We start from the raw sequence: 25102 nt of genomic DNA, 5'->3' as shown, positions 1-25102 counted from the left end.
AAAGTCTTAGCCTTGGCCGTCGCTGAGCCCGTATTCCTCGTAGATCGCCAGCGGATCGGCGTCCGGAAACAGCCGGCACTTGGCCTGGGCCAGGTGCAGGGTGACGGTTCCGCGATCGCAGCCGGCGGCAAGCAATTTTCGGATGTCTTCCATATGCGGTCGCGGCTGGTGTTTGGGCGGAAGCTGTTCGAGGGCGACCAGCGCCGTCGCCAGCGCCTCGGTGATGACCCATTCGTCGTGGCCGGTGATTCCCTTTCTCGGCATCGCCACACCTCCTGCATTGGAGCAACGCACATTCTAGCGTAAAGCCGGGGGGCATCGCCATTGCTGGATTGCGTCCAGCGAAGGCGGCGCCTACGACGTGCCCCCATTTCCGGCACAGCATCATGCAGCAATTAAGGCTTCTGGCCGCATTTCGCGCAGGAGGTCGGGCGGCTCAGCAAGGCCATCGATCCGTCCGGGCCTCCGTCGACCCCGGCACTGCCTGACATTGCCTGACCGAAGCGATCGAATATGCGTCGCGGCTGGGGCGGGGTAGGGCGAAGCGAAACCCATCGCGATGGAGCAAGTCTCGCGAATGATGGGTTTCGCTTCGCTCTACCATCCTACGAGTCCGATTCAAATTTCAAACAGCTCTCCGCTGTCATCGTCCGCGAAAGCGGACGATCCAGTATTCCAGAGAGGGCAGTGTTTTGAGTCGAGAGGCTGCCGGCTACTGGATGCCCGCCTTCGCGGGCATGACGGTGGAGTGTAGATGAGGGATGTGACTCCGCGTTCTGCCGGCATCGCGTGCCCGAGCTTTGCGTTTCACCTCCTCGATATCGGAGGGCGCAGGGAAAGTCGACTTCGCCATCCACGGATAGTCGTGCTCGCCACTCGCAACACCCGCGTCCACGCATCTCACCGCAACGTTCGTGATGATCGCGCCGCCCCTCATTTGGATGAGACGCCCGGTGTCATAGTGCCGATTGCTGGGACGGGGCAAACCGCCTTGGAATCGCTGGCGAATTTTTCTCCGCTGACGTTCCGGGACGATGCGACGGAATCCATTTTGTCATCCGCACAGGAGTGGAGTAGTGGCGGGGCGCGGGGAAACCCGGATAGCCGCTGTCTCGGATTCCAGGTCAAGACCAGCATCGGTTCATAGCTGCGGATGGGTTGCTTGGAAGTGCAAACGAAACTACCCCGAAAGTTGCCCGGACGAAGTCGTCGATGCTAGAGAGCCCGAATATGGAGCGGCGGGCTTTTCTCAAGACATTGGGGATCGGCGCGGCAGGCCTGCTGGGCACAGCCTTTTGGGCTGGCAGCCGGAATACCATGCGTGGCGGTTGTTATCTTCAGCTCGGAACCAGCATCAGTGCCGGCACCGGCTCGACCCATGGCGGAGCCGCACCGAGCATCATAGGCGAGCGGCTCGGAATGTTCGCCATAAACGGCGCCTTTCCTGGCTCGTGCGCAGGTCAACATAAATTTCCGTCACTCGACCCCGTTTCACTCTACGCCATCGCCAGCTCGATCGCCTCAGGCGATTGGTCTGCACAAAAACGAACCGGAGAGCCGGTCCGCGACTCGTCTCTCGGCAACCTGCAAGCGACGAATTTTTCAGGCGTCACTCACATTGGCCTGGAGTATGGCGCCAATGAATTCCGCTACGATCGTCCGATCGGCTCGGACGATGACGTAGGCCGCGAGACCTTCAAAGGAGCTCTCAACCATTCGATCGCGCTCCTCAGGAAATCCTGCCCTACGGCGCGGATCTTTCTGATCACGCCGTGGTGGTTACCGACCTACGACGATCGCGACAGCGACGTATATCCGAATGAGGTGGGAGTTTTTCTCCGCGACTACGTCGCCGCCATGCTGCGGGTGGCAGAAATAAACCGCATCCAATGTCTTGATCTTTTCAGTTCAAGCGGCGTCGGCAAGGCCAACCATCGGGCCCTCACGCACGACGGAGTGCATCCGAACAATTGGGGTGTTTTGCTCCGGGCAATGTTGATCTCGTCACTCGTTTCCAAAGGTGTTTAGAGTATCTTCGGCGCCTCCTCGACATCGTTCTCTGATGTCGGTGCAAGAGACACCACTTGCCCCAGGTTCGATCGCACTTGCCGGCGACGGCTGTTTTGCGGCCAGCCGGCTCAGCGCGATGAAGGGCTTCTCGATATAGCGCCAGGAGAACCAGGCCATCGGCGTCGTCAGGGCGATGGCCGCGATCGTCGTCACCGAGATCGCGAGCAGGACGGGCAGATCCCTCGCGTCGAGCAGCCGGGCGGCGAGCGACATGCCGATCGGGTGAAGCAGATAGAAGCTGTAGGAGATACGGCCATAGAAGCGGACGAGACGAAGATCGAGAACGGCGAACAGGCCGATCGCGCTTCGAAAGGCAACCAGCAGCACTAGCAGCGAGGAGCTCAGGGTTTCCAGCGCAATGATCGGCGCAGTCTGCTTCTGTGCTCCGCAAAAGCAGAGCAGGGCGATGGCCGCGATCGAGAGGATCCAGACAGCGGCCGTGCGGAGCCGCTCGGCCGTCCGCCCGCCCTGCATCTGCAAGAGCACGCCGGCGACAAAAGCGTAGAGCGGCGCGAGGTTGGCAATGCCGCCGAGCAGATGCACATAGGCGCCCCAGAACGAGAGTCCGAACAGGACAGCGATCGACACCATGAGCGGCCGCGGGCCGAGGTGCTGGAAGATCCAGAACGACAGCAGGATCACCGGCGTGGCAAAGCACTCGACCGTCATCGACCACATCACGCCGTTGATGTCGTGGCGGACCATGATCGCGTTGAGCACGATGTTGAGCGGATCGAATTTCGTTTCGTAGCCGACATAGAAGCCGTACTGATGATGCAGCAGCGTCAGCAGCGCGACCACCCCGATCGCGGCGGGGAAGAGCCGGAACAGGCGATGCCGCAGAAACGTGATCGGGTTCGGATTGTTCTGCAGCGAGCGCGCCAGCACGAAGCCGCTGAGCACGAAGAACATCACGACCGGCGCCATGCCCGTGACGTAGGTGTCGGTGAACTGGCTGGTGATGTGATAGCCGACGACCGAAACCGCCGCGATGCCACGCAAGGATTCGAGGCGCGGCAGGAAACCCAGTTTTCCTGTTTTGCCTGTGCCTAGCTGCGCATCGGGGACTGCCGCCATCCTTGTCGGGTAGCATTCCGCGCCGAGCTTGGCTACTGCGACGTGCCTGGCGCGCGTTCACCAGCCCTTGCTCTAGCCTTTGGGGCCCGAGGCGCCGTTGATCCATTGTCGCGTTTCCTCGTCGGTCCAGCCGGGCACGGCGAAGCCTTTGGGCGGAGCCGGAACAACGGGCTGTTCGAGACGAAAGTGCCGCTCCGGATGTCTGGCGCGACGCATCGTCGCCGCCTCGGCAGCCGCGCACAGCACGATCAGCACGCCCAAGCAAAGCGCAAATCGCATTGGATATCCTTCGCTTCGACCGGGTGTTCGGATAACGCGAACACAGCCTGTCATGCAGAATTTGGTCGCACCATGCTTCTCAAAATGTGCACCATTTTTCACGAAAGCGGCAACGATCCGCCGCACGATGCGCTGGCCGTCGGTCGCGCGCCGGGTGGCGGGAACGCTCGATCGCGCGTCAGCCAATCCGGGGCCGGATGGTCCGCCCGATCTTGGCAGCCTTGATTGACTTGCGCGGCGTCGACACCATCCCGCGGACGAGGCGGGCGGCCGCTGCTCCGGCAGTTTCCATATAGGTTGGATCGCGATGCAGCAGGACGACCGCAAACGCGCCGTCCATGAGCAGGATGATCTGCCGCGCAAGTTGCCGGGCCTCGCGCGAGGCGATCGCCTCCTCGAAGACCGAGCAGAGCCAGTCCTCGACACGCTTCTTGTGCGCTCGCCCGATCACCATCGCCGGATGGCCGGGCAGGTTGACCAATTCGACCGAGGTGCGCAGGAAGCCGCAACCTTTCCATTTGGAATGCCGCGCCGACCGCGCCAGATTGCGGAAGATCGCTTCGACCTTTGCGGCCACATCGCCCTGGGCCTCGGCGAACCACCGCTTGAACAGGGCCAGATTTGGCTGGTCGCGGATCTCCAGATAGGCCGCGATCAGGTCGTCCTTGCTGCGGAAATGATAGTAGAGCGTCCGCTTGGTGAGGCCGGCCTTCTCCGCCACTGCATCGACGCTGACGGCGCGGATGCCCTCGCCATAGAACAACTTGCCGGCGGCTTGAAGAATGCGCTCACGCGTCGAACGGCCAGTCTCGCTCATGGGCGCTTATGTATACTGACCAGTGAATATACACAACGCTGGCCACCTCTTATCGTCGCAGACATGACCAAGGTGGCACTACGCATATCGATTGAGGATGGAACGGCCGTCACGATTTCCTGCCGCGACGGCGTGACGATCGGCGCTCATCTGTGGCTTGCGCCGGCCGGCGCACCCTTCGGCAGCATCATCGTCAATGCGGCCACAGGGGTGGCGGCGCGCTATTACCATCGCTACGCATGCTTCCTGGCCAACCATGGATTCGACGTCCTCACCTATGATTATCGCGGCATCGGGGCTTCGCGGCCGTCCCGCTTGCGAGGCTGCGGCTATCGCTGGCGCGACTGGGGCGAACTCGATTTCGAGGCGGCGCTTTGCTTCATGCGTGAGCGTTTGCCGTCGGCTCGCCTGATCGTCGTCGGCCACAGCATCGGCGGTTTCCTGCCGGGCCTGGCCGAGAGCGCCGGCTTGATCGAGCGGATGCTGACGGTTGGCGCACAATATGCCTGGTGGGGCGACTATGCGCCGCGCCGGCGGGCCGGTCTGTTCCTCAAATGGCATGTCGCCATGCCCGTCATGACCGCCCTCTGCGGCTACTTTCCCGGCCGCAGGCTCGGCTGGCTGGAGGATCTGCCCGCTGGCGTTGCCAATGAATGGAGTTTTCGCAGGGCTCGCTTCGAGCGCAGCCATCCGCGCGGCGAGCGGCAAGCGGTTCTGTCACGGATGGCGGCGGTCACGGCGCCGATCCTCGCCATCGCCGTGTCGGACGACGAACTCGGCACCGTGCCTGCGATCCGCCGCACACTGGGCTACTACACCGGCACGCCGCGCACGGCCGTGCTGCTCGAGCCGTCGGATTACGGTCGCAAGAGCATCGGTCATTTCGATCTCTTCCACGACGGTCACGCGGCCGGCTTCTGGACCGACGCACTGCTGTGGCTGAGGGACGGCCGCAATCCCTGGCCGGACCGTGAGCTTGATCGCTGAAAGCGTGCCTCAAAAGATACGCCGCCGGGCTCGAAATACGCTGTCCCAACGGCGCCTGTTTCGTCCTGGGCCCCTGAAATCCCCAGTACCCGTTGAAGTGCAACACACATGCCACGGGGATATGACGCCGCCGCAACTTATTTGGTCCCGGCGCGGGAATAGGCCGGGATATCCGGTGTCTCGCTCATCGTGACTGGCCCTCTGCAACTTTTGCTCAATTGGAGCGTAGCTCCGCCATGAGGGAAGATTTGATCCGGTTTCGTCAGCTAGCTCAGGAATGCAAAGACCGCGCAGCGGAGGCTCGTTGTCCGGCGGACGAAGATGCCTGGCTGATGCTCGCAGCCGATTGGCTGGCACTTGCAAAGGCCAGTGAAGCGGCGGAGGCGGGCGGCGAGGCCCCTACAGGCCGCGCTGCATCCGGTTGACGGCGACCAGAAGCTCGGGCCGCTCCAATACTTCCACCAATCTATCAAGGATGACCCGCTCGTTATTGCGCGGTCGCGGCTGCAAGTATTCCTCAAGTATGCCCTGGGCATCACGAACGGCCTGAAGAGCTAGCTGCTCATCCGTCATTCTGGTCGCCTCCAGCAGTGCCAATGCAACCCCAACACAATTGAGCAAAATACGGTTCCAATTTTCTTAATCAGTGTTGGGCAACTTGCCGCAAGAACGCGGGAAGGGCGTTTGAGCGGACCGTTCAAGGGTCCGCCTTCCCCAATAATGATCTGATATCATTGATCTATTGGCGGAAGGGGTGGGATTCGAACCCACGGTACCCTTGCAGGCACGCCGGTTTTCAAGACCGGTGCCTTAAACCACTCGGCCACCCTTCCAGATCAGGAATTTCAATCGCTTACCGTAAGGCCCCGTCGAACGCAATGCGAACGCGGACCCAAGTTGGACCCAAAGCATCTTATTTCCCCAGGAAGCCCCGGATGTCACAGGCAAGGCACGGAACTGGGCGCGCTCGTGGCGCCGGCGAGTCCGTCGCTGCCGCAGTCAGCGCGGCGCATTCGAGGCGAAGATCCTGGCCGGCGAGAACGTGACGGCCAAGTCAGTTGCCGATAAGGCACGCGGACCGAGCAGGGCCGCCATTATTCATGCCCGTAAAGGGCGCGGCAGTCTCGCCGCTCAAATGGGATTGGCGCTGCCGAACTGGCGCTTACCGGCCGGCGTCTCGCGAAGACGCTTGCTGTGGCCAAGTTCGGGTTCTCGATAGCTTCGCGGACCAGACGTTAAATCCGTCGCACTCCGAGGACGCGCGACGGATCATCGGGGAGTGCGCGATTCCTCTCATGCTTGACTATTCAGCCCGCTCAATCGCGTCCGGCATTTTTGCAACCGACATCAGCGAGCGGGCGACCTGGTTGAGTAGTTGGTCTGCATTTTCCTCCTCGGCCAGCGACTTTGACAACAAGCTGACGATTGCACTGTGGCGCAGCTGTTGGGCGAGGTTGCGCGCAGTAGTATAGCCTGCGATCTCATAGTGTTCGACGCGCTGTGCGGCGCCGATTAAGGCCAAATCGGCGGCTGCATCTTCCTTCTGTTCGCCCTCGGCCATGATCTCCTGACCTTCCTCGACCAAACCCATCATGCCCTTGCAAGGCTTCGCGCGGGCGGACTTGCCGAGAAGCTCGAAACACTCGTTGATACGTTCGATCTGGTTCTCGGTCTCGGCCAGATGCTGTTCGAACAGCTCGCGCAACTGGTCGAACCGTGCCGCTTCGGCCATCTTGGGCAGCGCCTTGGTCAGCTGCTTCTCCGCATGCAGGATGTCGCGGAGTTCGTCGATCAGGAGGTCGCTAAGGCCAGCCTCGTCTGCCGGGGGCGAGCTTTCCGTGACGATCGCTGTCGCTGGTCCCGGGTCTCCGGCCTGAATGGCTGGCGATTCCGTGAAGACCCAATCGCCACCTTCATTCCAGGGACCGCGGGTGTCGATCTCGCCGTGATCGCCCCTACCGGTGGAATCGTTGAAGAACTGGTCGACGAGGCCGGGGGTGGGCGCGATACGGCCGATACTGAGGGCTGGCTTGGCCAGGCTCTCGAGCGCCAGCGCGAAGGCCTTCATATGGGTGATTTCGCGGGTCATCAAGAATTGCAGGGCGTCCTTGGTACCAGCGTCGTCGCAGAAATTGATCAACCGCTCATAGACGATCTTGGCTCGCGCTTCTGCGGCAATGTTGCTGCGCAGGTCGACATCTAGCTCGCCTGTGATTTTCAGGTAATCCGCGGTCCATGCGTTTCCTTGTGAATTGAACAAATTCACGCCTCCGCCGCCCGCAATCGCAATCAGCGGATCCGCCTCGGCAGCCTGACGATCAAATTTGGATGGTTTGAGATGCATGCGGGCGAGGGTACCTACAACTTCGAGATGGCTCAGTTCTTCGGTGCCGATGTCCATCAGCAGATCCTTACGATCAGGATCCTCGCAATTTAAGCCCTGTATCGAATACTGCATCGCCGCGGCCAGTTCGCCGTTGGCGCCGCCGAACTGTTCAAGAAGCATGTTGCCAAACCGGGGGTCCGGCTCATCGACGCGGACAGTGAACATCAGCTTCTTGACATGGTGGTACATGGAAAGGTCCTCGAAGGTTGGGGCATGATCAGTCCCGCAACCGTGGGGGCTGTGGTTTGTTCCTAACCCCGTGCGGTCATTCCGGCCTTCAATTCCGAGCACCAGCATCGTGCGTTGGCTATTCTGCGAATAAAGAGCGCACGTGCCTCCGAATAGGAACATTGGACATCGGGTAATGTTTTTGCCCGTCGGTTTCCTAGGAACAAGAAGGAGAGACAAATGGCACAGACGGCGCGCGACATATTCGTCATCGGGCTACGAAACGCACATGCAATGGAGGTTCAGGCACGAGAATTGATGGAGCGGCAGTCGGAACGGCTCGACGAATACCCCGAGGTGAAGTCAAGGGTGATTAGCCATCTCAGCGAGACCAACGAGCAGCTCCGGCGCCTGGAGGAGTGCCTCGACGCCTGCGGCGAAAGTACGTCGAGTCTGAAGGATACCGCCCAGTCGTTCATGGCCAATATGATGGCGATGGGGCATTCGATGGCGGGCGACGAGATACTGAAGAACACATTCGCCAATGACGCGTTCGAGCACTACGAGATTGCCGCCTACAAATCACTCTTGGCTCTTTGTCAGGCCGCGGGCGCGGACGCAGCGCGGCCGCTGCTCGAAACTTCCCTCAAAGAGGAGGAGCGCATGGCAGCCTGGGTGGAGGCCAATGTCGAGAAGGTCACGATGCAGTACGTTGATCAGCAGCGCCAGGCGGCGTGAGCTGCGCTCTCCCGGCGGCCCCGACCTTTCGCCGGTTATCGTCACCTCGTAGCCCTCTGGCATCTCTGGCGGGCCGGCCTCGTCATCGCTGGAATTGCAAGATGGGTAGGGCATGCCGGCACCGCCGCAGTCACAGGCGAGCCGGTCGAGCCAGCCGTCGACCTCGAGGCCCTAGCTTCTCGCGAGCTGGGGCCGTTTCTTTGCGAAAACACCCCGACGCGGAAAGAGCTTGGGGGCCGACATTTTTCCACAGCACAAAGCAAGTTAATGCGTGCCCCCTTCAAGGAGCGTCCATTCCCGATTGGGGAGCCTTCGGGCTTGCCCGCTGCGTGAGCGCCGCAGGGGCCCCAGCTCTGCCTCCTGAGCTGGGGCTTCGCTCCGGACGCCTCGAAGCTATGATTGATAAAATCGGAGCAGTGCTTGAAGTCGCTGAACGCGTAAAGGCACTTACCCAGGTTAATGAAGGCCCGGCATCGGCGACCTAACGTTCAGGCATGGATGCCAGACGCAAGCGCAATCGAACCAAACAGACCACGTCACTCCAGGAGCGACTGATCGGCTCAGCTCAGCAGGCGCGCACTCGCGCCAAAGAGCTATCGCCGGGTGCCGAGAGGAAGAAATTGCTCCGGCACGCGCGGCAAGCCGAGCGCGCTGCTGAGCTGAACGAGGTCCTTAGCTTGCGTGCACCTAAATGAGAGACTTTCACGAGATCAGGGGCTGAGCATGGGCGAGTTTGGCGACCGCGTTCAAGCGAACATGGATATTGTTTTGGACGAGGTCTGTGCCGAGTTGCCGAAGGGCGGCGACCACGAGAGCCGAAAGTATATCGCCGAGCAACTCATAGCGGCCGCGCGCGGCGGCAAAACCACGCTCGGAGATCTAACATATGTTGGGCGTCGCGCTCTGGTTCATCTGAACAACAAGCCCAAATCAGCCTGATCCGCTCGCCGCAAGAAGCAGAGCCGGGCCAGCCGCGCGCTGCTGGATTCCTGTTGAGCCGGCGCGTCTTTGTGCCGAGCCTTCACTCACGTTACAATCGAACGATTCGACCAGGAGGCGGCCTATTGGATGGCAAAGTCATCAAAGCTGGTTGCAGCCAAGGGCAGTAGAGTTCTGCTGGTGAGGCGGCGATCCGACGGTCTCTGGATGTTTCCAGGCGGCCGTAAACGGCCGCGGGAAACGGAAAGACAGTGTCTGAGGCGGGAGATCAAGGAGGAGCTTCCAGACCTCCAGCTAGGCAGATTGCAGCTATGGAAAGAACTGAAGACCAAGAACAAGCGGTCCGGTCGCAAAATGAGCGATGCCATCTTCGTGGCCAAGAAAACAAAGGGTAAGCTGACGATCGGCGACGAAAAGGAGATCGATCGCGTGGCTTGGCACAAGCCGGGAGCTGTCCGTTTGACGCCGACCTCGCGCTACATTCGCGACCGGCTATTTCCAAAAAACGCGGATTGACGAACCGGCCCTTTTCCCGAGCCGGGCAATGCGACAGCGCCGTAAGGGTCTCCGGCTTTGTCCAAGAGCTGGGACCTTTGGCGCGGGCCGGGGCTCCGGCTGAGCCAGACTGCGAGTGGGTATATCCCGTTGTCGTAAGCTGAATGTCACAGGGCCCTAAGTTCACTTTTGAACAGAGCGGGGTCGTGCTAGTTAAGAGCACATCACCGGCTGAGGCTCTGTCCGTAGGCGTCGGTGGCTGAGAGACCGATCGCGCTCCCGCCTGCATAGCCAAGGGAGCGCGCCATGCCACAAAACGGCAATACTCCTCACGGTCAAAGTTACCTACCTTCCTACGCGGTCGAACTAAAGAGCCAGGCACAGGAGGTCGTCGCCAGATCGCGAGCGCTCCTTCAAGAGTGCAGGCCGGACACTTTCCTGGGCCGAAGGACGCAACAGCCGTTCCCCGAAGCGGACAATGAGTAAGGCCGGTTCACCCTTTGGCTGCCTCTGCATTTTCGCAGCGGCGCGACGGTGCGCGATGTCGGGCCTTTACTTCGCGCAAGTTCTCTCAGCCTGCAAAGCTGCTTGCGCTTCCGCCTGCGTCGGGTGAGCCGTACCAATGACCTTCGTGTTGTCACCAGGGGCAGGCTGGGCATTGACAACTTTACACTTCATCGTCGCAGGGTCTTGAGTCAGGTAGAACGAGGAAGCACCGGATGGCGGCGCTTGACCAGTCGTTCTGTCCTGCTGTGCGAATGAAGGTGCCGCGATCGCGAGAACAGCGAATGTCGCTAGAAGAAGTTTGGTCATGGTGTTGACCTCCTAGCAATTGGACAGCGAGCCAATAGAGCTCGCGAATAAAGGTTCCAGTCCGCTATTTCCAAAAACCGACACTGGATGTCGAGACGCTCGATCGTGGCGTTGGCCCGTTTGCTTCAACGAATTTCATGCGGCGAGCCTGTCTTCCTTGTCGGGGCCGCGCATGACGATCTTCAGGGCGTCGTCAGGATCACCAACGTCGGTTTGGGGTGGATCGGCGCCACGACAGCGTTCGGCTGGGTGGTGAGGAAGCCACAGGCTCGGACTCCCAAAGAAGCAGCCCGGCCAGGGGGCGGACCGAGCTGCTAGGGGACAGTGCACAACACGGTTGGTGATCATGTGTGCGGGCTTACAAATTCGCGACGATGGCAAGGGTTCCAAACAGTTGGGTCGCGCTTAGAGCGTTTTCGAGCGAAGTGGATACCGGTTCGCGTGAAGAAAACGCGTCAAAACAAGAATCTGGAGCTTCGGTTCTGATTCAATCAGAACCGAAAATGCTCTAGGGTCGCCGGCGGCGCTGAGACGAGCAAGTTGACTGGGGCGGGAAGCGAGCTCCACGGGCGCCGATAGGCGCGCTTAGGCGGCGCCCGAAGCCGCGCAGAAGGCATCCGCGAGGCGGACCGTGTCGAGGCCGAAGCCGGTCGGTGCGGAGGAAAGGCTGCCGGCATTGATGCGCTTGCACCAAGGATGCCGTCGCGCGGGAGGCGAGATCACCGGAACGTATGCGAGAGCTGTATTTCGACGGGGCGCACGTTGAATGAGCGTGCGCAACACCGTAAGGCCCGGGGATACCCCAGGGGAGAGGCGCGCCTCAGCCTAGCTCAGCGCGAAGGCCAGCAGGCTCGAGCACAGCAGCACGAAGCTTGCTGCTGTGAGCGTCAGAAATCCGTCGGAGACCAAGTCGTGTTTGCGCATGATGCACCTGCTACACTCCGATGCTCGTCCGAATCTATTAAAGCTTTACGAACATGCCTTTCGGGAAAGAGGTGATGCGTCTTTCCGTTTCGCGTTGGGCTTTATGCCCGGGTGCGAAAACCCTCATAGGCATGGGCCAGAAAGATCCCCGCGCTCACCAGGCCCATCACCGCCGTAACCGTCTCGATCATTTCAGAACTTCCTTTGCGCCCCCTGCGCACGAGGGAGAGAACGACTGCGGCCTTGCACAGTCAAAAGAATCCTGACGCCAAGGCCGCGATCGGCCGTGAAGTGATGATTTGCTGCAACAGATGTTTGAAAGCGGGACAGCTTTCGCCCGTAAAAGGCCGGGGAGGGCGCAACTGATGATTTACCACGGTACGGCTCTCCCCATTTCCGCCGTGTTCCGGTTGCGATATCTTCACCTTCTGATGCGGAGGTGGGCCGCATCTTTGGGGATCGTGACGCGAAGGGGCCTCGAGCGAGGGCGCGCGTCCGGCAAGCGTGGTAGTTGGGGTCGATGGGGAAGCGACGGCAAGATCCGATTCGGGCGATGGTGCGGAGTGCGGCTGCGGTCGCGACCTGCCTTGTGCTCGCCAACTGCGCCTCCTCGAACAAATTCGCGGGACGCGTCGATCCAAAGTACGGCGTTTCCGCCAGCCCGCGCGTGGTTGCCTTCGGCGAGCCGGTGCCGAAGGGCGGCGGGACTTATCGGGTCGGCAAGCCCTACATGGTGGCCGGGCGCATGTACGTGCCCGAGGAAGACGCCAACTACCGCGCGGAGGGGCTCGCCTCCTGGTATGGCGATGACTTCCACGGCCGCCTGACCGCCAACGGCGAAGTGTTCGACATGGCCTCGCTGACCGCCGCCCATCCGACGCTGCCGATGCCGAGCTATGCTCGGGTGACGAATTTACGGAACGGCAAGTCGGTGATCGTGCGCGTCAACGACCGCGGCCCCTATCACGGCAACCGCCTCATCGACGTCTCGAACAAAGCCGCCGAACTGCTTGAATTCAGAGGCAATGGCATCGCCCGCGTCCGCGTCGAGTATGTCGGGCGGGCGCCACTCGAGGGTTCAGACGACCGCCAATTGATGGCGACGCTGCGGACCGGCGCACCTGCGCCGTCGCCGTCCACGGTCCGGATCGCCTCGGCCAGGCCGTTCGTGCCTGACATGTCGTCCTCGGCCGGCCGGATCCGAGGCGAGGTTCCGCTGCCGGAGGGACGGCCCTATTCGTTGGGCAATACGTCGGCCGATTACGCCTCGACCAATGCTACCTCGGAAATGTCCGCCTCCAGCCGTGGGCGAGGGCGGAGCAGCGAGAATGTCCGGCAGGTCTCGTATGACGCCAATGGCAGTTACGCGACCGATGCCCGCTCGGCCTATGTTCCGATCGATCCGCGCGGCCCGGCGGAGGTGCTGAGCGGCCGGGGGCTGTACTGAATCAACGGCTTCGCGCGCTTACCTCAGAAACCTGATCAGCGCGAGCTGCAGCCGAGCGCCTGAGGCGTACGCGTTTCCGCCGTCTTTGCCGGATTTGCTGCAGGAAACCGGCGCGGTTCCGCGATAGGATCATTTTCTCTGCGAAGAAGCGCGCCGGCCCGGGCCTTGCGGCCAAAACCTCAGTTGTTTGCGATACTTCCAACTGGTAGAAGGCCCTCGTTTCAGGACATCGCCGATGATCGCTGTTTCTCGATCCGCCTTCATGTCGCGCCTGCCTTGGCGCGCGCTGGCGGCGGCTGCGGTCGCGCTTGCGATCGGTTGCGGCACGGTGGTCTATGCCGCCAACAACAGCGTGCAGGGCGCGAAGAAGGAAGAGGGCGGGTTCGACGGCGATGCGCCGACCGCGATCCTGATCGAGGCCTCCTCCGGCAGCGTGCTGTTCGAGAAGAACGCCGACGAGCTCCGCGCGCCTTCCAGCATGATGAAGCTGATGACGGTGGAAGTCGTGTTCAACGCGCTGAAGAAGGGCGACATCAAGCTCACGGACGAATACCGGATCAGCGAGAACGCCTGGCGGCGGGGCGGGGCGCCCTCCGGCAGCTCAACGATGTTTGCCGCCATCAACAGCAAGGTCTCGGTCGATGACCTCCTGCATGGCGCCATCATCCAGAGCGGCAATGACTCCTGCATCGCGCTCGCCGAGGGCATGGCCGGCAATGAGCGCGACTTCGCATCCAACTTCATGACCAAGCGCGCTCGGGAGCTCGGGTTGACGAAGTCGACCTTCGCCAATTCCAACGGCCTGCCCGACCCCGGCAACAAGATGACGGTTCGCGAACTGGGAAAGCTCGCGCGCTACATCATCCTGACCTATCCGGACATGTACAAACTGTTCGGCGAGAGGGAATTCACCTGGAACAAGATCCGCCAGCTCAACCGCAATCCGCTTCTGAACTCGCTGAACGGCGCCGATGGCCTGAAGACCGGCTACACCAAGGAAGGCGGCTACGGCATGGTCGGCTCGGCCGTGCAGAACGACACGCGGCTGATCGTCGTGGTCAACGGGCTGGAAGATGCCGATGACCGCGCGAGCGAGGCCAAGAAAATGCTGGAATGGGGCTTCCGCAACTTCGAAACCCGCACGCTGATCGCCGCCAACCAGACCATCGGCTACGCCAGGGTGTTCGGCGGCGAAACCCGCTCGGTGAAGCTGACCAGCCCGGAACCGATCAAGGTGATGGTATCGAAGAACGGCAATGAGAGGCTGTTGGCGCGCGTGGTCTATAACGGCCCGGTGCGGGCGCCGATCGAGGCCGGGCAGCAGATCGGCGTCGTCAAGGTGTGGCGCAGCGGCAATCTGGCGGTGGAGACGCCGGTCTACGCGGCGGAAGCGATCGGCACCGGATCGACCGTGCGCCGGGCGCTCGACGGCGCCCAGGAACTGGTCATCGGCATGTTCCGCGCCGGCGTCGAGAAGCTCTGACATGGCGAAGGCTAGGGCGAAACGACGATCCGTGCGCGGGCGCTTCATCACGTTCGAAGGCGGCGAGGGGTCGGGAAAATCCACCCAGATCCGACGGCTTGCCGAACGGCTGAACGCGGCCAAGCTGCGCGCCATCGTCACTCGCGAGCCCGGCGGTTCGCCGGGCGCGGAAGTCATCCGCCATCTCCTGCTGTCAGGCATGGGCAAGCTGCTCGGACCCGATGCCGAGACACTGCTGTTCGCGGCCGCCCGTGACGACCACGTCCATACCGTGATCCTCCCGGCGCTGGACCAGGGCATCTGGGTGCTCTGCGATCGGTTCTTCGATTCGACGCGGGTCTATCAGGGCCGGCTCGGGCAGGTGCCGTTCGGCCTCGTCAATGCCATGCAGCGCGTCACCATCGGCGACCTCAAGCCGGATCTCACCTTCATCCTCGACGTGCCCGTGGAGGTCGGCCTGAAGCGGGCGGCAGCCCGCCGCGGCGATGCGGCGCCCGACCGGTTCGAGTCCGAGGACGTCCAGTTTCATCAGGATTTGCGCGAAGCCTACAAACAGCTCGCGGTCGAAGACCCGCAGCGCTGCGTATTGATCGATGCCAATGCCGATGCCGATGCGGTCGGCGAGCGCATCTGGAACGCGCTGCGCGAACATCTTCTCACGGCATTTCCGGCGGCGAGCCACGCATGAGCCCGCGCAAGGCCGAGCAGGAAATCGCGGTCCGGCATCCGCGCGAGACGCCCGATTTCTTCGGGCATCGCGAGGCGGAGGCGGCGCTGCTCGCGGCGTATCGCTCGGGCCGCATTCCGCACGCCTGGCTGATCGGCGGCGCTGGCGGCATCGGCAAGGCGACGCTGGCCTATCGCATGGCGCGCTTCGTGCTGGCGCACCGTCATCCGCTCGCACCGGCTGTGCAGCAGGCGGAAACGCTGGCGGTCGATCCGCAGGATCCGGTGGCAAGACAGGTCGCGGCCGGCGCCCATGGCGGGCTGTTGGTGCTGGAGCGTGGGCTCAACGACCGCGGCGTGCTGCGGACCGTGATCACGGTCGACGAGACGCGCGAAACCATTTCGTTCTTCGGCTCGACGGCGGCGGTCGAGGGCTGGCGCGTCTGCATCGTCGATACCGTCGACGAGCTCAATCCGAATGCCGCCAACGCGCTCCTGAAGATCCTCGAAGAGCCGCCGCAGCAATCGCTGTTTCTGCTGGTCAGCCACGCGCCGTCGCGGGTGCTGCCGACGATCCTGTCCCGCTGCCGCAAATTGCTGCTCAGGCCGCTCGATACCGACGATGTGATCCGCGCTGCTGCAGCGGCTGCCGACATCGGGCCTGACGATGCGGCGCTGCTCGAGGCCGCTGCGGCGGCCGAGGGCAGCGTGGCGCGGGCGTTGAACCTGCTCGGCGGCGACGCGCTGAAGCTGCAACAGAAGACCGCGGCGCTGCTTGCGACATTGCCGCAGGTCGATCCGCGCGAACTGCATGCGCTCGGTGACGCGCTCGGCTTGAGCGATCGTGTCGCGCTCGCGGCTTTCATGGAAGGCGTCGAGCGCTGGATCAGCGAAAAGCTGCGCACCGGCGATGCCAACGCCAACCTGCCGCGCCTTGCACGGCTGGCGGAGGTATGGGAAAAGATCGTCCTCGCCGCGCGCGATACCGAATCGTACAATCTGGAACGCAAACCGCTGGTGTTCTCGGTGTTTTCGATGCTCGCGGAAGCCGTGCGGTAATCCGCCGTCTCACCAATCCCGATAATCTTCGCTTGAACTGCACTTAAGGAATTCGTTGTGGCCCGGAAAGCTTCGAAAAAGAAAAAGACGAAGAAGGCAGCCCGCCGTGCCGCCGAGGCCGCGGTGAAGACGCGCGCAAAAAAGAAGAAAGCTCCTGCGAGGAAAGCGAAAAAGACAGCCAAGAGGGCAGTGAAAAAGGCTGCCAAGAAGAAGACGGCCGTCAAGAAAGCAGCGGGCAAGAAGACGACTGCCAGAAAGACAACGGCCAAGACCAAGAACACCGCGAAAAAATCAACGGCGAAAGTCGCGAAGAAGGCTGCGCCGAAGCAGCCGGTCTCTGCCCCGGAGCCGGTCAGCAAGCCCGCGCCCGCGCCGGTTGTGAAGAAGGCGCCGAAGCCAAAGCCGAAGCCCGCGCAATCCGCTCCCGCTGCTCGGCCCGCGCCGGCGACCACGCGCGGCAACCTGTTCTACATCACGACCGCGATCGCCTATCCGAACGGGCAGCCGCATATCGGCCACGCCTATGAGGCGATCGCGACCGACGCGCTGGCGCGCTTCCAGCGGCTCGACGGCAAGGACGTGTTCTTCCTGACCGGCACTGACGAGCACGGGCAGAAGATGATCCAGACCGCCCAAGGCGAGGGGCTGACGCCGGCCGAACTCGCCGACCGCAACGCCGCCCGTTTCAAGGAAATGGACGAGCGGCTGAAGGTCTCGTTCGACCGCTTCATCCGCACCTCCGAGCCGGCCCATCACCGCTCGGTGCAGGCGATCTGGGATCGCATGCTGGCGAACGGCGATATCTATCTCGACAGCTATTCCGGCTGGTACTCGGTGCGCGACGAGGCCTACTACGCCGAGGACGAGACCGTCGTCGGGGAGGACAATGTCCGCCGCGGACCGCAGGGCACGCCGGTCGAATGGGTCGAGGAGAAGAGCTACTTCTTCAAGCTGTCGGCATACCAGGACAAGCTGCTTCATCTCTATGAAAGCCAGCCCGATTTCATCGGACCTGACTCGCGTCGCAATGAAGTCATGAGCTTCGTCAAGGGCGGGCTGAAGGATCTCTCGATCTCGCGTACCACCTTCGATTGGGGCGTCAAGGTACCCAACGACGCCAAGCACGTGATGTATGTCTGGGTCGACGCGCTCACCAACTACATCACCGGGGTCGGCTATCCCGATGAGAACGATCCGAACTGGCGCTACTGGCCGGCGGATGTGCACATCATCGGCAAGGACATCATCCGCTTCCACGCGGTGTACTGGCCGGCCTTCCTGATGTCGGCCGGCATCCCCGTGCAGAAGCGCGTCTATGCCCACGGCTTCCTGTTCAGCAGAGGCGAGAAGATGTCGAAGTCGGTCGGCAATGTCGTCGATCCCTTCAATCTCGCGGATCAGTATGGCGTCGACCAGATGCGCTATTTCTTCCTGCGCGAGGTGCCGTTCGGGCAGGACGGCAACTACAGTCATGAGGCCATCGTCGCGCGCATCAATGCCGACCTCGCCAACGATCTCGGCAATCTGGCGCAGCGTTCGCTGTCGATGATCGCCAAGCAACTCGGCGGCGTCCTGCCTGAGCCCGGCGAGTTCTCCGACAGCGACAAAACGATCCTGGCGCAAGCCGACGCCATGCTGGAGGCGTCGCGAAAAGCGATGGCGACCCAGCAGATCCACCAATGGCTGAACACGGTGTGGGCCGTGGTGGCCGAAGCCAACCGCTACTTTGCGGGCGAAGCGCCGTGGGCACTGGCCAAGACCGATCCCGCCAGGCAGAAGACAGTGCTGTATGTGACCGCCGAAGTGGTGCGCCAGATCGCGATCCTGACGCAGCCGGTGATGCCGGAAGCCTCGGCCAAGCTGCTCGATAGTCTGGGCATTCCCGGAGACGATCAGAAGTCGCGCCAATTCGCTGCTTTTGGCGAGCGGCTGAGACCGGGCGTCCAACTGCCGCCGCCGGTCGGCGTGTTTCCGCGCTACGTCGAACCAAAGGCCGATTGAGCGGTTGGAAGAACATGCTGGTCGACAGCCATTGCCACCTGGATTTTCCGGATTTGGCCGAGGATCTCGACGCCATCGTCGCGCGCGCAGAGAACGCGGGCGTCGGACGCATGGTCACGATCTCGACCCGGGTGCGGCGGCTCGACGGCCTGCTTGCGATCACCGAGCGCTTTCCCAACGTCTATTGCTCGGTCGGCACGCATCCGCATGAGGCCGACAAGGAAGACGGCATCCCGCCGGCCGAACTGATCGAGCTGACCAGGCATCCGAAGGTCGTGGCACTCGGCGAAGCCGGGCTCGATTACTTCTACCAGCACGGTTCGCGCGAGGCGCAGGAGCGAGGCTTTCGCGCCCATATCGCCGCCGCGCGCGCCACCGGCCTGCCGCTCGTGATCCATACCCGCGAGGCAGATGAGGATTGCGGCCGCATCCTGGAAGACGAGGTGGCAAAGGGCCCGTTCAAGGCGGTGCTGCATTGCTACACCGGCGGGCGCGAACTGGCGATGAAAGCCATCGAGCTTGGGCTCTCGATCTCGTTCACGGGCATCCTGACCTTCAAGAAATCGGAAAGCTTGCGAGCGCTCGCGGCCGAACTGCCTGCGGATCGCATCATGGTCGAGACCGACTCGCCGTATCTCGCGCCCGGCAAATTCCGCGGCAAGCGCAACGAGCCCTCCTACGTGGTCGAGGTCGCCAAGGTCCTGGCCGAAACCCGCGGGGTTTCGCTCGAGGAAATCTCGCGGCAGACCACCGAAAATTTCTTCCGGCTGTTCTCGAAAGTGCCGGCTCCGAAAGAGGCGGCATGACGATCACATTGACGATTTTAGGCTGCGGCTCCTCCGCCGGCGTGCCACGCCCGGCGCTCGGCTGGGGCGCCTGCGATCCGAACAATCCGAAGAACCGCCGCCGCCGCTGCTCGCTGCTGGTCGAGCGCAACGGCGCGCACGGGACCACGCGGATCGTGATCGACACCTCGCCCGACCTGCGCGAGCAACTGATCGACGCCGAGGTCGATCACATCGACGCGGTATTCCTCACGCACGAGCACGCGGACCAGACCCATGGCATCGACGACCTTCGCTCGGTGGTGCTGCATCAGCGCCGGCGCATCCCGGTCTATTTCAACCAGTCGACCGCCAAGGACATCATGGCGCGGTTCTCCTATTGCTTCATCTCGCCCGAGGGCAGCGATTATCCGCCGATCCTGACGCGTCATTCGATCGAGGCGGGCGAGCATCACACCACCGAAGGGAAGGGTGGTCCGCTCAAGCTTTCCGCCTTCCTGGTTCAGCACGGCAGGATTCCCGCGCTTGGCTTTCGCGTCGGAGGCGCCGCCTATACGCCTGATCTCCACGACATCCCCGAAGCGAGCTGGCCGGCGCTGCAGAACCTCGATCTCTGGATCGTCGATGGGTTGCGCTATGCGACGCATTCCAGCCATTTCAGCGTGGCCGACGCGCTGTCATGGATCGACCGCTTCAAGCCGAAGCGCGCCGTCATCACCAACATGCATGCCGATCTCGATTACGAGGTGCTGCGCCAGAGCCTGCCCGCCGGCGTGGTGCCGGCCTATGACGGGATGCGGCTGGTGTTGGCACAGACGAAGGGTGGGTAAAGGCGCGCAAGCGCCGTGCCCACCATCAAGTGCCGTGCTCGCGGTGGTGGGCACGCTATGACGCCAGTCTCTACCGTCATTGCGAGCGAAGCGAAGCAATCCATCCAACCACAGGTGCAAGCGGAAGCGTGGATTGCTTCGCTTCGCTCGCAATGACGGCGGTGGTCGCGGCTACGCCGTGATCGCCTTCGCCGAGCCGACCTGGTCGCGCAGCATGAATTTCTGGATCTTGCCGGTCGAGGTCTTCGGGATCGGTCCGAACACGACCGCCTTCGGCGTCTTGAAGCCGGACATCTGATCGCGGCAGAAGGCGATGATCTCGGCTTCGGTGGCGCTCGCGCCTTCCTTCAGTTCGATGAAGGCGCAGGGCACTTCGCCCCATTTCGCATCGGGCTTGGCGACCACCGCCGCAAACAGCACGGCGGGATGCTTGTAGAGGATGTCCTCGACCTCGACCGAGGAGACGTTCTCGCCGCCGGAGATGATGATGTCCTTCGAGCGATCCTTGATGATGACGTAGCCGTGCTCGTCGAGCACGCCGAGATCGCCGGTGTGGAACCAGCCGCCGGCGAAGGCTTCCTGTGTCGCCTTCTCGTTCTTCAGATAGCCCTTCATCACGATGTTGCCGCGGAACATCACCTCGCCGATGGTCTCGCCGTCGCGCGGCACGGGCTGCATCGTCTTCGGATCGAGCACGGTGACGGCTTCCTCCAGCGGGTAGGGCACGCCCTGCCGCCGCTTCATTTGCGCGCGCTGCGCGGGCGGCAGTTCGTCCCAGCCGGGCTGTTCGGCGCAGACGGAAGCGGGGCCATAGACCTCGGTCAGGCCATAGACATGGGTGAGCTTGATGCCGATCCGCTCGGCACCTTCGAGCACCGCGACCGGCGGGGCGGCGCCTGCGATCAAACCGATCACGGGCCTTGCGTGCGCCCCCTTCGGCGCGTCGGGCGCGTTGATCAGCACGTTATAGACGATCGGAGCGCCGCACATGTGGGTGACGCCGTGTCTGGCGATCAGCTCGAAGATCCTGGTGGGCTCGACCTTGCGGAGGCAGACGTTGACGCCGGCGGCTGCCGCCATGGTCCAAGGGAAGCACCAGCCGTTGCAGTGGAACATCGGCAGCGTCCACAGATACACCGGATGCTGGCCAAGATTACCCGCCAGGATGTTGCTGACGGCATTAAGATAGGCGCCGCGATGATGCGTCACCACGCCCTTGGGATTGCCCGTGGTGCCCGACGTATAGCTCAGCGCGATCGCTTCCCATTCGTCGTCGGGCCGCCGCTCGACAAAATGGGGATCGCCCAGCGCGAGGGCCGCTTCATATTCGATCTCACCGATGCGATTGCCGGCGCCGAATGATGCGTCGTCGACGTCGATGACGAAGGGTTTAGGTCCCTTCATCAGCTTCAGGGCGTCGGCAATGACGCCCGAAAATTCGGGGTCGACCAGGATGATCCTGGCGCCGCCATGATCGAGCTGGAATGCGATCGATGGGGCGTCGAGCCTGATGTTCAGCGTATTCAGCACTGCGCCGGTCATCGGCACGGCGAAATGCAGTTCGTTCATCGCCGGAATGTTCGGCAGCATCGCCGCCACCGTGTCGCCGACGCCGATGCCGCGGCTGGCGAGATAGGACGCGAAGCGCCGGCAGCGATCGTACGTCTCGGCCCAGGTGAAGCTGCGGCCTTCATAGACCGTGCTGATGTGGTCCGGATAGATCGCGGCCGAACGCGCCAGGAAGCTGAGCGGCGTCAGCGGCACGTAGTTGGCCGGCGTCTTGTCCAATCCGATATTGTACTGGTTCTGGGCTGCGCTCATGGCTCTGTCCCATTAAAGATTTAAAGTCTCACAGGAACCCGATGGAAATCCACGGGAAGATCGCGACGATGATCAGGCCGACCATCAGCGCCAGAAGATAGCCCCATATCGGCCTCACGCCTTGCGCCGGATCGACGCGCCCAATGGCGCAGGCCGCATAATAGCCGACGCCGAACGGCGGTGCGAACAATCCGATGCCCATCGCCAGGATGATGATCATGGCATAGTGCACCTCATGCACGCCGACGGCGCGCGCGATCGGAAACAACAATGGTCCAAACAGCACGATCGCCGGTATCCCTTCGAGCACGCTGCCGAGGATCACGAATGCCAGGATCGACACCGCGATGAAACTCGCCGAGCCGCCGGGCAGGCCGGTCATGGCCGCGGCAAGCGCCCGGGAGAAACCGGACTGGGTGAGCCCCCAGGCCATCCCGGTCGCCGTGCCGATGATCAGGAGGATCGCCCCGGACAGGCATGCCGTCTCGACCAACATTGGCACGAGCCGGCGCCAGTCGAAATTGCGGTAGATCAACAGGCCATAGATGAAGAAGCCGGCGGTGAAGGCGTAGACGATGCCGATCGTCGAGACTTCCGTCGCGGTGGCGATGCCCTCGACAACGGCGTAGCGGATCACAAAAGGCAGCGCCAGCGCGGGCAGGGCGATGATGAGGGCCCGCAGGATTTCGGCGCCGCTCGCCCGCTTCACATGCTGCAAATCCTCCTTGCGGTAGCGCCACCAGACCAGCATGGACAGCGTGATTGCCAGCACGACGCCCGGCAGCAGGCCGCCGGTGAACAGCGCGGCAATCGAGACGCCGGTCACCGAGCCGATGGTGATGAGTACGAGGCTCGGCGGGATGGTTTCGGTCTGGGCGCCGGTCGCCGCGAGCAGGGCAACGAGATCGCCGGGACGGGCGCCGCGCGCCTTCATCTCGGGAAACAGCACCGGCGCGACGGCCGCCATGTCGGCAGCCTTGGAGCCGGAAATCCCTGAAACCAAGTACATCGCGCCGACCAGCACGTAATGCAGCCCGCCACGCACATGGCCGAGCAGGCTCGCCAGGAACGCGACCATCGCCCGCGCCATGCCGGTCATTTCGATCAGAAGCCCCAGGAACACGAACAGCGGCACCGACAGCAGGATCAGGTGGCTCATGCCTTCGTCCATGCGGCCGACCAGCACCATCAGCGGCGTAGAGGTGGTCAGCGCGAGGTAGCCGTAGGTCGCAAGTCCGAAGGCGAACGCGATCGGCACGCCGGCAAAGACCGAGAAACCGGTGACGCCGACAAAGAAGATGACGAGGTTGAGATTGCCAAGCGGCTTCAAGGCACCCTTGAGCAGCCAGAACACGGCGATCACGATCGCCACCGATGCGATTGCGGCCAGCACCGTCCGCGCCCTGGCCGCGCGCGCCAGCCGCAGCAGCGCAAACAGCGCCATCAGGCCGATCCCGGTCGGCAGCGCCGCCGCCCGCCAGCTATTGAGGATCTGCAGCGCCGGCGTGGTGATGTAGCTTTCCTCGTAGGCGTATTCGTAAGCCGGCCACGCGATCAGAAGCAGGAACGCCAGCGCCGCGGCGGTCGCCACCAGATCGAGATAGGCCCGCATCGCCGGACGCGCATTGGCGACGATTGCAGTCATCCGCATGTGCTCGGCGCGGCGGAACGCAACCGCAGCGCCCAGCATCGCCAGCCACAGGAACAGGATCGAGGCCAGTTCATCCGACCAGATCAGCGGGCTGTGCAGCCCATAGCGCGCGACCACGCCGGCAAACAGGATCACGATCTCGGCTACGACCAGCAGCGCCGCCGGGATCTCGACCAGCCGTCCGAGCGCATGTTCGACCGACTCGGTCAATGAACGGCGGCGAGGGGGGTGATCCGCCTCGCCGGCCATGATCTCGCTCAGTTCGGCATGAGCCATCACGGCCCCCTGCACTAGAGATTGTTGTGTTGGCGCGCTGCGTGCTTACGACAGCTTGCCGACGGATTTCTCCAGCAGCTCCCAGGCCTGGTCGCCGTATTTGCCCTTCCATTCGGCATAGAAGCCCGCGGCGCGCAGCTTCTCGCGGAATGGCGTGATGCTGGGCTGGTTGAAGGCGAGGCCCTTGCCGGCCAATTCCTGCTGCAGGCTGGCGTTCAGTTTGGCGACGTCCGCGCGCTCGTTGACGGCGGCCGCATTGACGTTCTTGGCGACGACGGTCTTGACGTCCTCCGGCAGCTTCTCCCAGGCGCGGCGGTTGGCCAGGAACCAGAAGCCGTCCCACATGTGGTTGGTCAGCGAGCAGTACTTCTGCACCTCGTAGAGCTTGGCGGTCGAGATGATCGCGAGCGGATTCTCCTGGCCCTCGACGATCCTGGTCTGCAGCGCCGAATAGACCTCGCTGAAATTGATTGAGGCGGGGGCGGCGTCGAACGCCTTGAACATCGAGGTCCACAGCGGCGAGACCGGCACGCGGATCTTGAAGCCTTTATAATCCTCCGGCCCGTTGATCGGCTTGGTCGACGACGTGGTCTGGCGGAACCCGTTGTCCCAGATCTTCTCCATCACCTCGAGGCCGGCCTTCTTGATCTCGCCGCGGACATAGGCGCCCAGCCCGCCGTCCATGGCCTTCCAGACCGTGTCATAGTCCGGGAAAGCGAAGCCGATGCCGTTGATGGACGCTGCCGGCACCAGGGTCGACAGGATCAGGCCGGACAGCGTGAAGAACTCGACGCCGCCGGAACGGATCTGGCTCAGCACGTCGGTATCGGAGCCGAGCTGGTTGTTGGGGAAAACCTGCAGGTCGAACCGGCCGTTGGTCTCGGTCTTGATCGCCGCCGCCATCTCGCGGGCGCGGACGTTCATGGGATGGCTGTCCGGGAGGTTGTTGGCGTATTTGTAGGTGAACTCGGCCGTCTGCGCGCGGGCCACCAATGGCGCGCCAAGGCCGCCCAAAACGGCCGAGGCAGCCGATGCCTTCAGTAGCGCGCGTCGTGAAAAGCTCATCTGGTTTTCTCCCTTTATGAGGCTTGTTGTTGTCCGTGCCGCAGGGGTCGGCAAGCGATCTCGCCGGCGCTTATTGCAGCGTCTGGGGCCGGCGGCAATATCGGCTTTCAGACAGAGCGTGGGATGGCCGGATGCTCACACGCAGATGACCGGTTGTGATCACGGAGGAGCCCGCGAACGGCAAACCCGCCGCGGAGCCGCAGACCGGCGTTCTGCGAGAAGTTTCGTCTAAAGCTTTGATCTGATTGTATATAAAAATATTCCATAATATACCTTATGCGAATTCGATGTTGGCGGTCGCGACATGCGGCTGGTATAGCTGCCG

At 62.7% G+C, this 25102-nt stretch carries 22 protein-coding genes, 1 tRNA gene and 1 pseudogene; 12 read left to right on the top strand and 12 right to left on the bottom strand.

The window, feature by feature from the left end; translation table 11 throughout:
* Positions 1–6: 6 nt before the first annotated feature.
* Positions 7–264 carry a hypothetical protein gene (locus I6F35_RS12645; RefSeq protein ID WP_130231366.1) on the bottom strand — a complete coding sequence of 86 codons (258 nt, stop codon included), beginning with the start codon at positions 262–264 and terminating at the stop codon, positions 7–9.
* 948 nt (positions 265–1212) lie between these two features.
* On the opposite strand from I6F35_RS12645, the gene I6F35_RS12640 reads away from it, so the two are divergent.
* Positions 1213–2028, top strand: coding sequence for a GDSL-type esterase/lipase family protein (locus I6F35_RS12640; RefSeq protein ID WP_225117986.1), 816 nt, complete (start codon positions 1213–1215; stop codon positions 2026–2028).
* Here the strand turns inward: I6F35_RS12640 and I6F35_RS12635 are convergent.
* The 3 genes from I6F35_RS12635 to I6F35_RS12625 all read right to left on the bottom strand — a co-directional run bounded on the left by I6F35_RS12635 (position 2005) and on the right by I6F35_RS12625 (position 4243).
* On the bottom strand, positions 2005–3147 hold the full coding sequence (locus tag I6F35_RS12635) for an acyltransferase (protein WP_225117985.1): 1143 nt from the start codon (positions 3145–3147) through the stop codon (positions 2005–2007). The genes I6F35_RS12640 and I6F35_RS12635 overlap by 24 nt on opposite strands.
* A gap of 72 nt (positions 3148–3219) precedes the next feature.
* Positions 3220–3426: a hypothetical protein gene (locus I6F35_RS12630; RefSeq protein WP_225117984.1), complete on the bottom strand. Its 207-nt coding sequence runs from the start codon at positions 3424–3426 to the stop codon at positions 3220–3222.
* A gap of 178 nt (positions 3427–3604) precedes the next feature.
* Positions 3605–4243, bottom strand: a complete 639-nt coding sequence (locus I6F35_RS12625) for a TetR/AcrR family transcriptional regulator (RefSeq protein WP_225117983.1) — start codon at positions 4241–4243, stop codon at positions 3605–3607.
* 63 nt (positions 4244–4306) lie between these two features.
* Here I6F35_RS12625 and I6F35_RS12620 point away from each other — a divergent pair, with 63 nt between their 5' ends.
* The gene (locus tag I6F35_RS12620; RefSeq protein ID WP_225118042.1) at positions 4307–5230 is read left to right on the top strand and encodes an alpha/beta fold hydrolase; all 924 of its coding nucleotides are present in this window, start codon (positions 4307–4309) and stop codon (positions 5228–5230) included.
* Between the two features lie 399 nt (positions 5231–5629).
* Here the strand turns inward: I6F35_RS12620 and I6F35_RS12615 are convergent, their stop codons facing one another.
* The 3 genes from I6F35_RS12615 to I6F35_RS12605 form a co-directional block, all read right to left on the bottom strand.
* Complete coding sequence (locus I6F35_RS12615) at positions 5630–5803, bottom strand: hypothetical protein (RefSeq protein WP_225117982.1); 174 nt, start codon at positions 5801–5803, stop codon at positions 5630–5632.
* Positions 5804–5973: 170 nt separating this feature from the next.
* Positions 5974–6063: transfer RNA gene (locus tag I6F35_RS12610), tRNA-Ser, on the bottom strand.
* 470 nt (positions 6064–6533) lie between these two features.
* Positions 6534–7805: a DUF892 family protein gene (locus I6F35_RS12605; RefSeq protein ID WP_225117981.1), complete on the bottom strand. Its 1272-nt coding sequence runs from the start codon at positions 7803–7805 to the stop codon at positions 6534–6536.
* 219 nt (positions 7806–8024) lie between these two features.
* On the opposite strand from I6F35_RS12605, the gene I6F35_RS12600 reads away from it, so the two are divergent.
* The 3 genes from I6F35_RS12600 to I6F35_RS12590 all read left to right on the top strand — a co-directional run bounded on the left by I6F35_RS12600 (position 8025) and on the right by I6F35_RS12590 (position 9977).
* Complete coding sequence (locus I6F35_RS12600) at positions 8025–8522, top strand: ferritin-like domain-containing protein (protein ID WP_225117980.1); 498 nt, start codon at positions 8025–8027, stop codon at positions 8520–8522.
* 723 nt (positions 8523–9245) lie between these two features.
* Positions 9246–9461 (top strand): hypothetical protein, encoded by a 216-nt coding sequence (locus tag I6F35_RS12595; protein WP_225117979.1) that lies wholly within the window; start codon positions 9246–9248, stop codon positions 9459–9461.
* Positions 9462–9590: 129 nt separating this feature from the next.
* The gene (locus I6F35_RS12590; protein ID WP_225117978.1) at positions 9591–9977 is read left to right on the top strand and encodes an NUDIX hydrolase; all 387 of its coding nucleotides are present in this window, start codon (positions 9591–9593) and stop codon (positions 9975–9977) included.
* 531 nt (positions 9978–10508) lie between these two features.
* Here the strand turns inward: I6F35_RS12590 and I6F35_RS12585 are convergent.
* Positions 10509–10769 carry a hypothetical protein gene (locus I6F35_RS12585; RefSeq protein ID WP_225117977.1) on the bottom strand — a complete coding sequence of 87 codons (261 nt, stop codon included), beginning with the start codon at positions 10767–10769 and terminating at the stop codon, positions 10509–10511.
* A gap of 135 nt (positions 10770–10904) precedes the next feature.
* A pseudogene (locus I6F35_RS12580) lies at positions 10905–11032 on the bottom strand (SOS response-associated peptidase); the annotation flags it as partial.
* 1214 nt (positions 11033–12246) lie between these two features.
* On the opposite strand from I6F35_RS12580, the gene I6F35_RS12575 reads away from it, so the two are divergent.
* The 7 genes from I6F35_RS12575 to I6F35_RS12545 all read left to right on the top strand — a co-directional run bounded on the left by I6F35_RS12575 (position 12247) and on the right by I6F35_RS12545 (position 19964).
* The gene (locus I6F35_RS12575) at positions 12247–13140 is read left to right on the top strand and encodes a septal ring lytic transglycosylase RlpA family protein (RefSeq protein ID WP_225117976.1); all 894 of its coding nucleotides are present in this window, start codon (positions 12247–12249) and stop codon (positions 13138–13140) included.
* A 328-nt stretch (positions 13141–13468) separates the two neighbouring features.
* On the top strand, positions 13469–14623 hold the full coding sequence (locus I6F35_RS12570) for a D-alanyl-D-alanine carboxypeptidase family protein (RefSeq protein ID WP_346283159.1): 1155 nt from the start codon (positions 13469–13471) through the stop codon (positions 14621–14623).
* Position 14624: 1 nt separating this feature from the next.
* Positions 14625–15311, top strand: coding sequence for a dTMP kinase (gene tmk, locus I6F35_RS12565; RefSeq protein ID WP_225117974.1), 687 nt, complete (start codon positions 14625–14627; stop codon positions 15309–15311).
* Positions 15308–16348, top strand: coding sequence for a DNA polymerase III subunit delta' (locus I6F35_RS12560; RefSeq protein WP_225117973.1), 1041 nt, complete (start codon positions 15308–15310; stop codon positions 16346–16348). The genes tmk and I6F35_RS12560 overlap by 4 nt, the downstream gene beginning before the upstream one ends.
* Before the next feature lie 57 nt (positions 16349–16405).
* Positions 16406–18349, top strand: a complete 1944-nt coding sequence (gene metG / locus I6F35_RS12555; RefSeq protein WP_225117972.1) for a methionine--tRNA ligase — start codon at positions 16406–16408, stop codon at positions 18347–18349.
* A gap of 14 nt (positions 18350–18363) precedes the next feature.
* Positions 18364–19155, top strand: a complete 792-nt coding sequence (locus tag I6F35_RS12550) for a TatD family hydrolase (RefSeq protein WP_225118041.1) — start codon at positions 18364–18366, stop codon at positions 19153–19155.
* Complete coding sequence (locus tag I6F35_RS12545; RefSeq protein WP_225117971.1) at positions 19152–19964, top strand: MBL fold metallo-hydrolase; 813 nt, start codon at positions 19152–19154, stop codon at positions 19962–19964. The genes I6F35_RS12550 and I6F35_RS12545 overlap by 4 nt, the downstream gene beginning before the upstream one ends.
* A gap of 171 nt (positions 19965–20135) precedes the next feature.
* On the opposite strand, the gene I6F35_RS12540 is transcribed toward I6F35_RS12545, so the two are convergent.
* From I6F35_RS12540 to I6F35_RS12530, 3 genes are read right to left on the bottom strand one after another with little or no spacing between them, the layout of a single operon-like run.
* Positions 20136–21785 carry an acyl-CoA synthetase gene (locus tag I6F35_RS12540; RefSeq protein WP_225117970.1) on the bottom strand — a complete coding sequence of 550 codons (1650 nt, stop codon included), beginning with the start codon at positions 21783–21785 and terminating at the stop codon, positions 20136–20138.
* Between the two features lie 28 nt (positions 21786–21813).
* A complete protein-coding gene (locus I6F35_RS12535; protein ID WP_225117969.1) occupies positions 21814–23712 on the bottom strand; it encodes a TRAP transporter large permease subunit in 1899 nt (632 codons plus the stop codon).
* 45 nt (positions 23713–23757) lie between these two features.
* Complete coding sequence (locus tag I6F35_RS12530) at positions 23758–24777, bottom strand: TRAP transporter substrate-binding protein (RefSeq protein ID WP_225117968.1); 1020 nt, start codon at positions 24775–24777, stop codon at positions 23758–23760.
* Positions 24778–25102 lie beyond the last annotated feature (325 nt).

It is taken from the genome of Bradyrhizobium sp. BRP22, from assembly GCF_020194175.1.
Taxonomy (GTDB): Bacteria; Pseudomonadota; Alphaproteobacteria; order Rhizobiales; family Xanthobacteraceae; genus Bradyrhizobium.
Note: the sequence above shows the minus strand (reverse complement) of the source record. Positions and strands in the feature narration are given on the sequence as shown.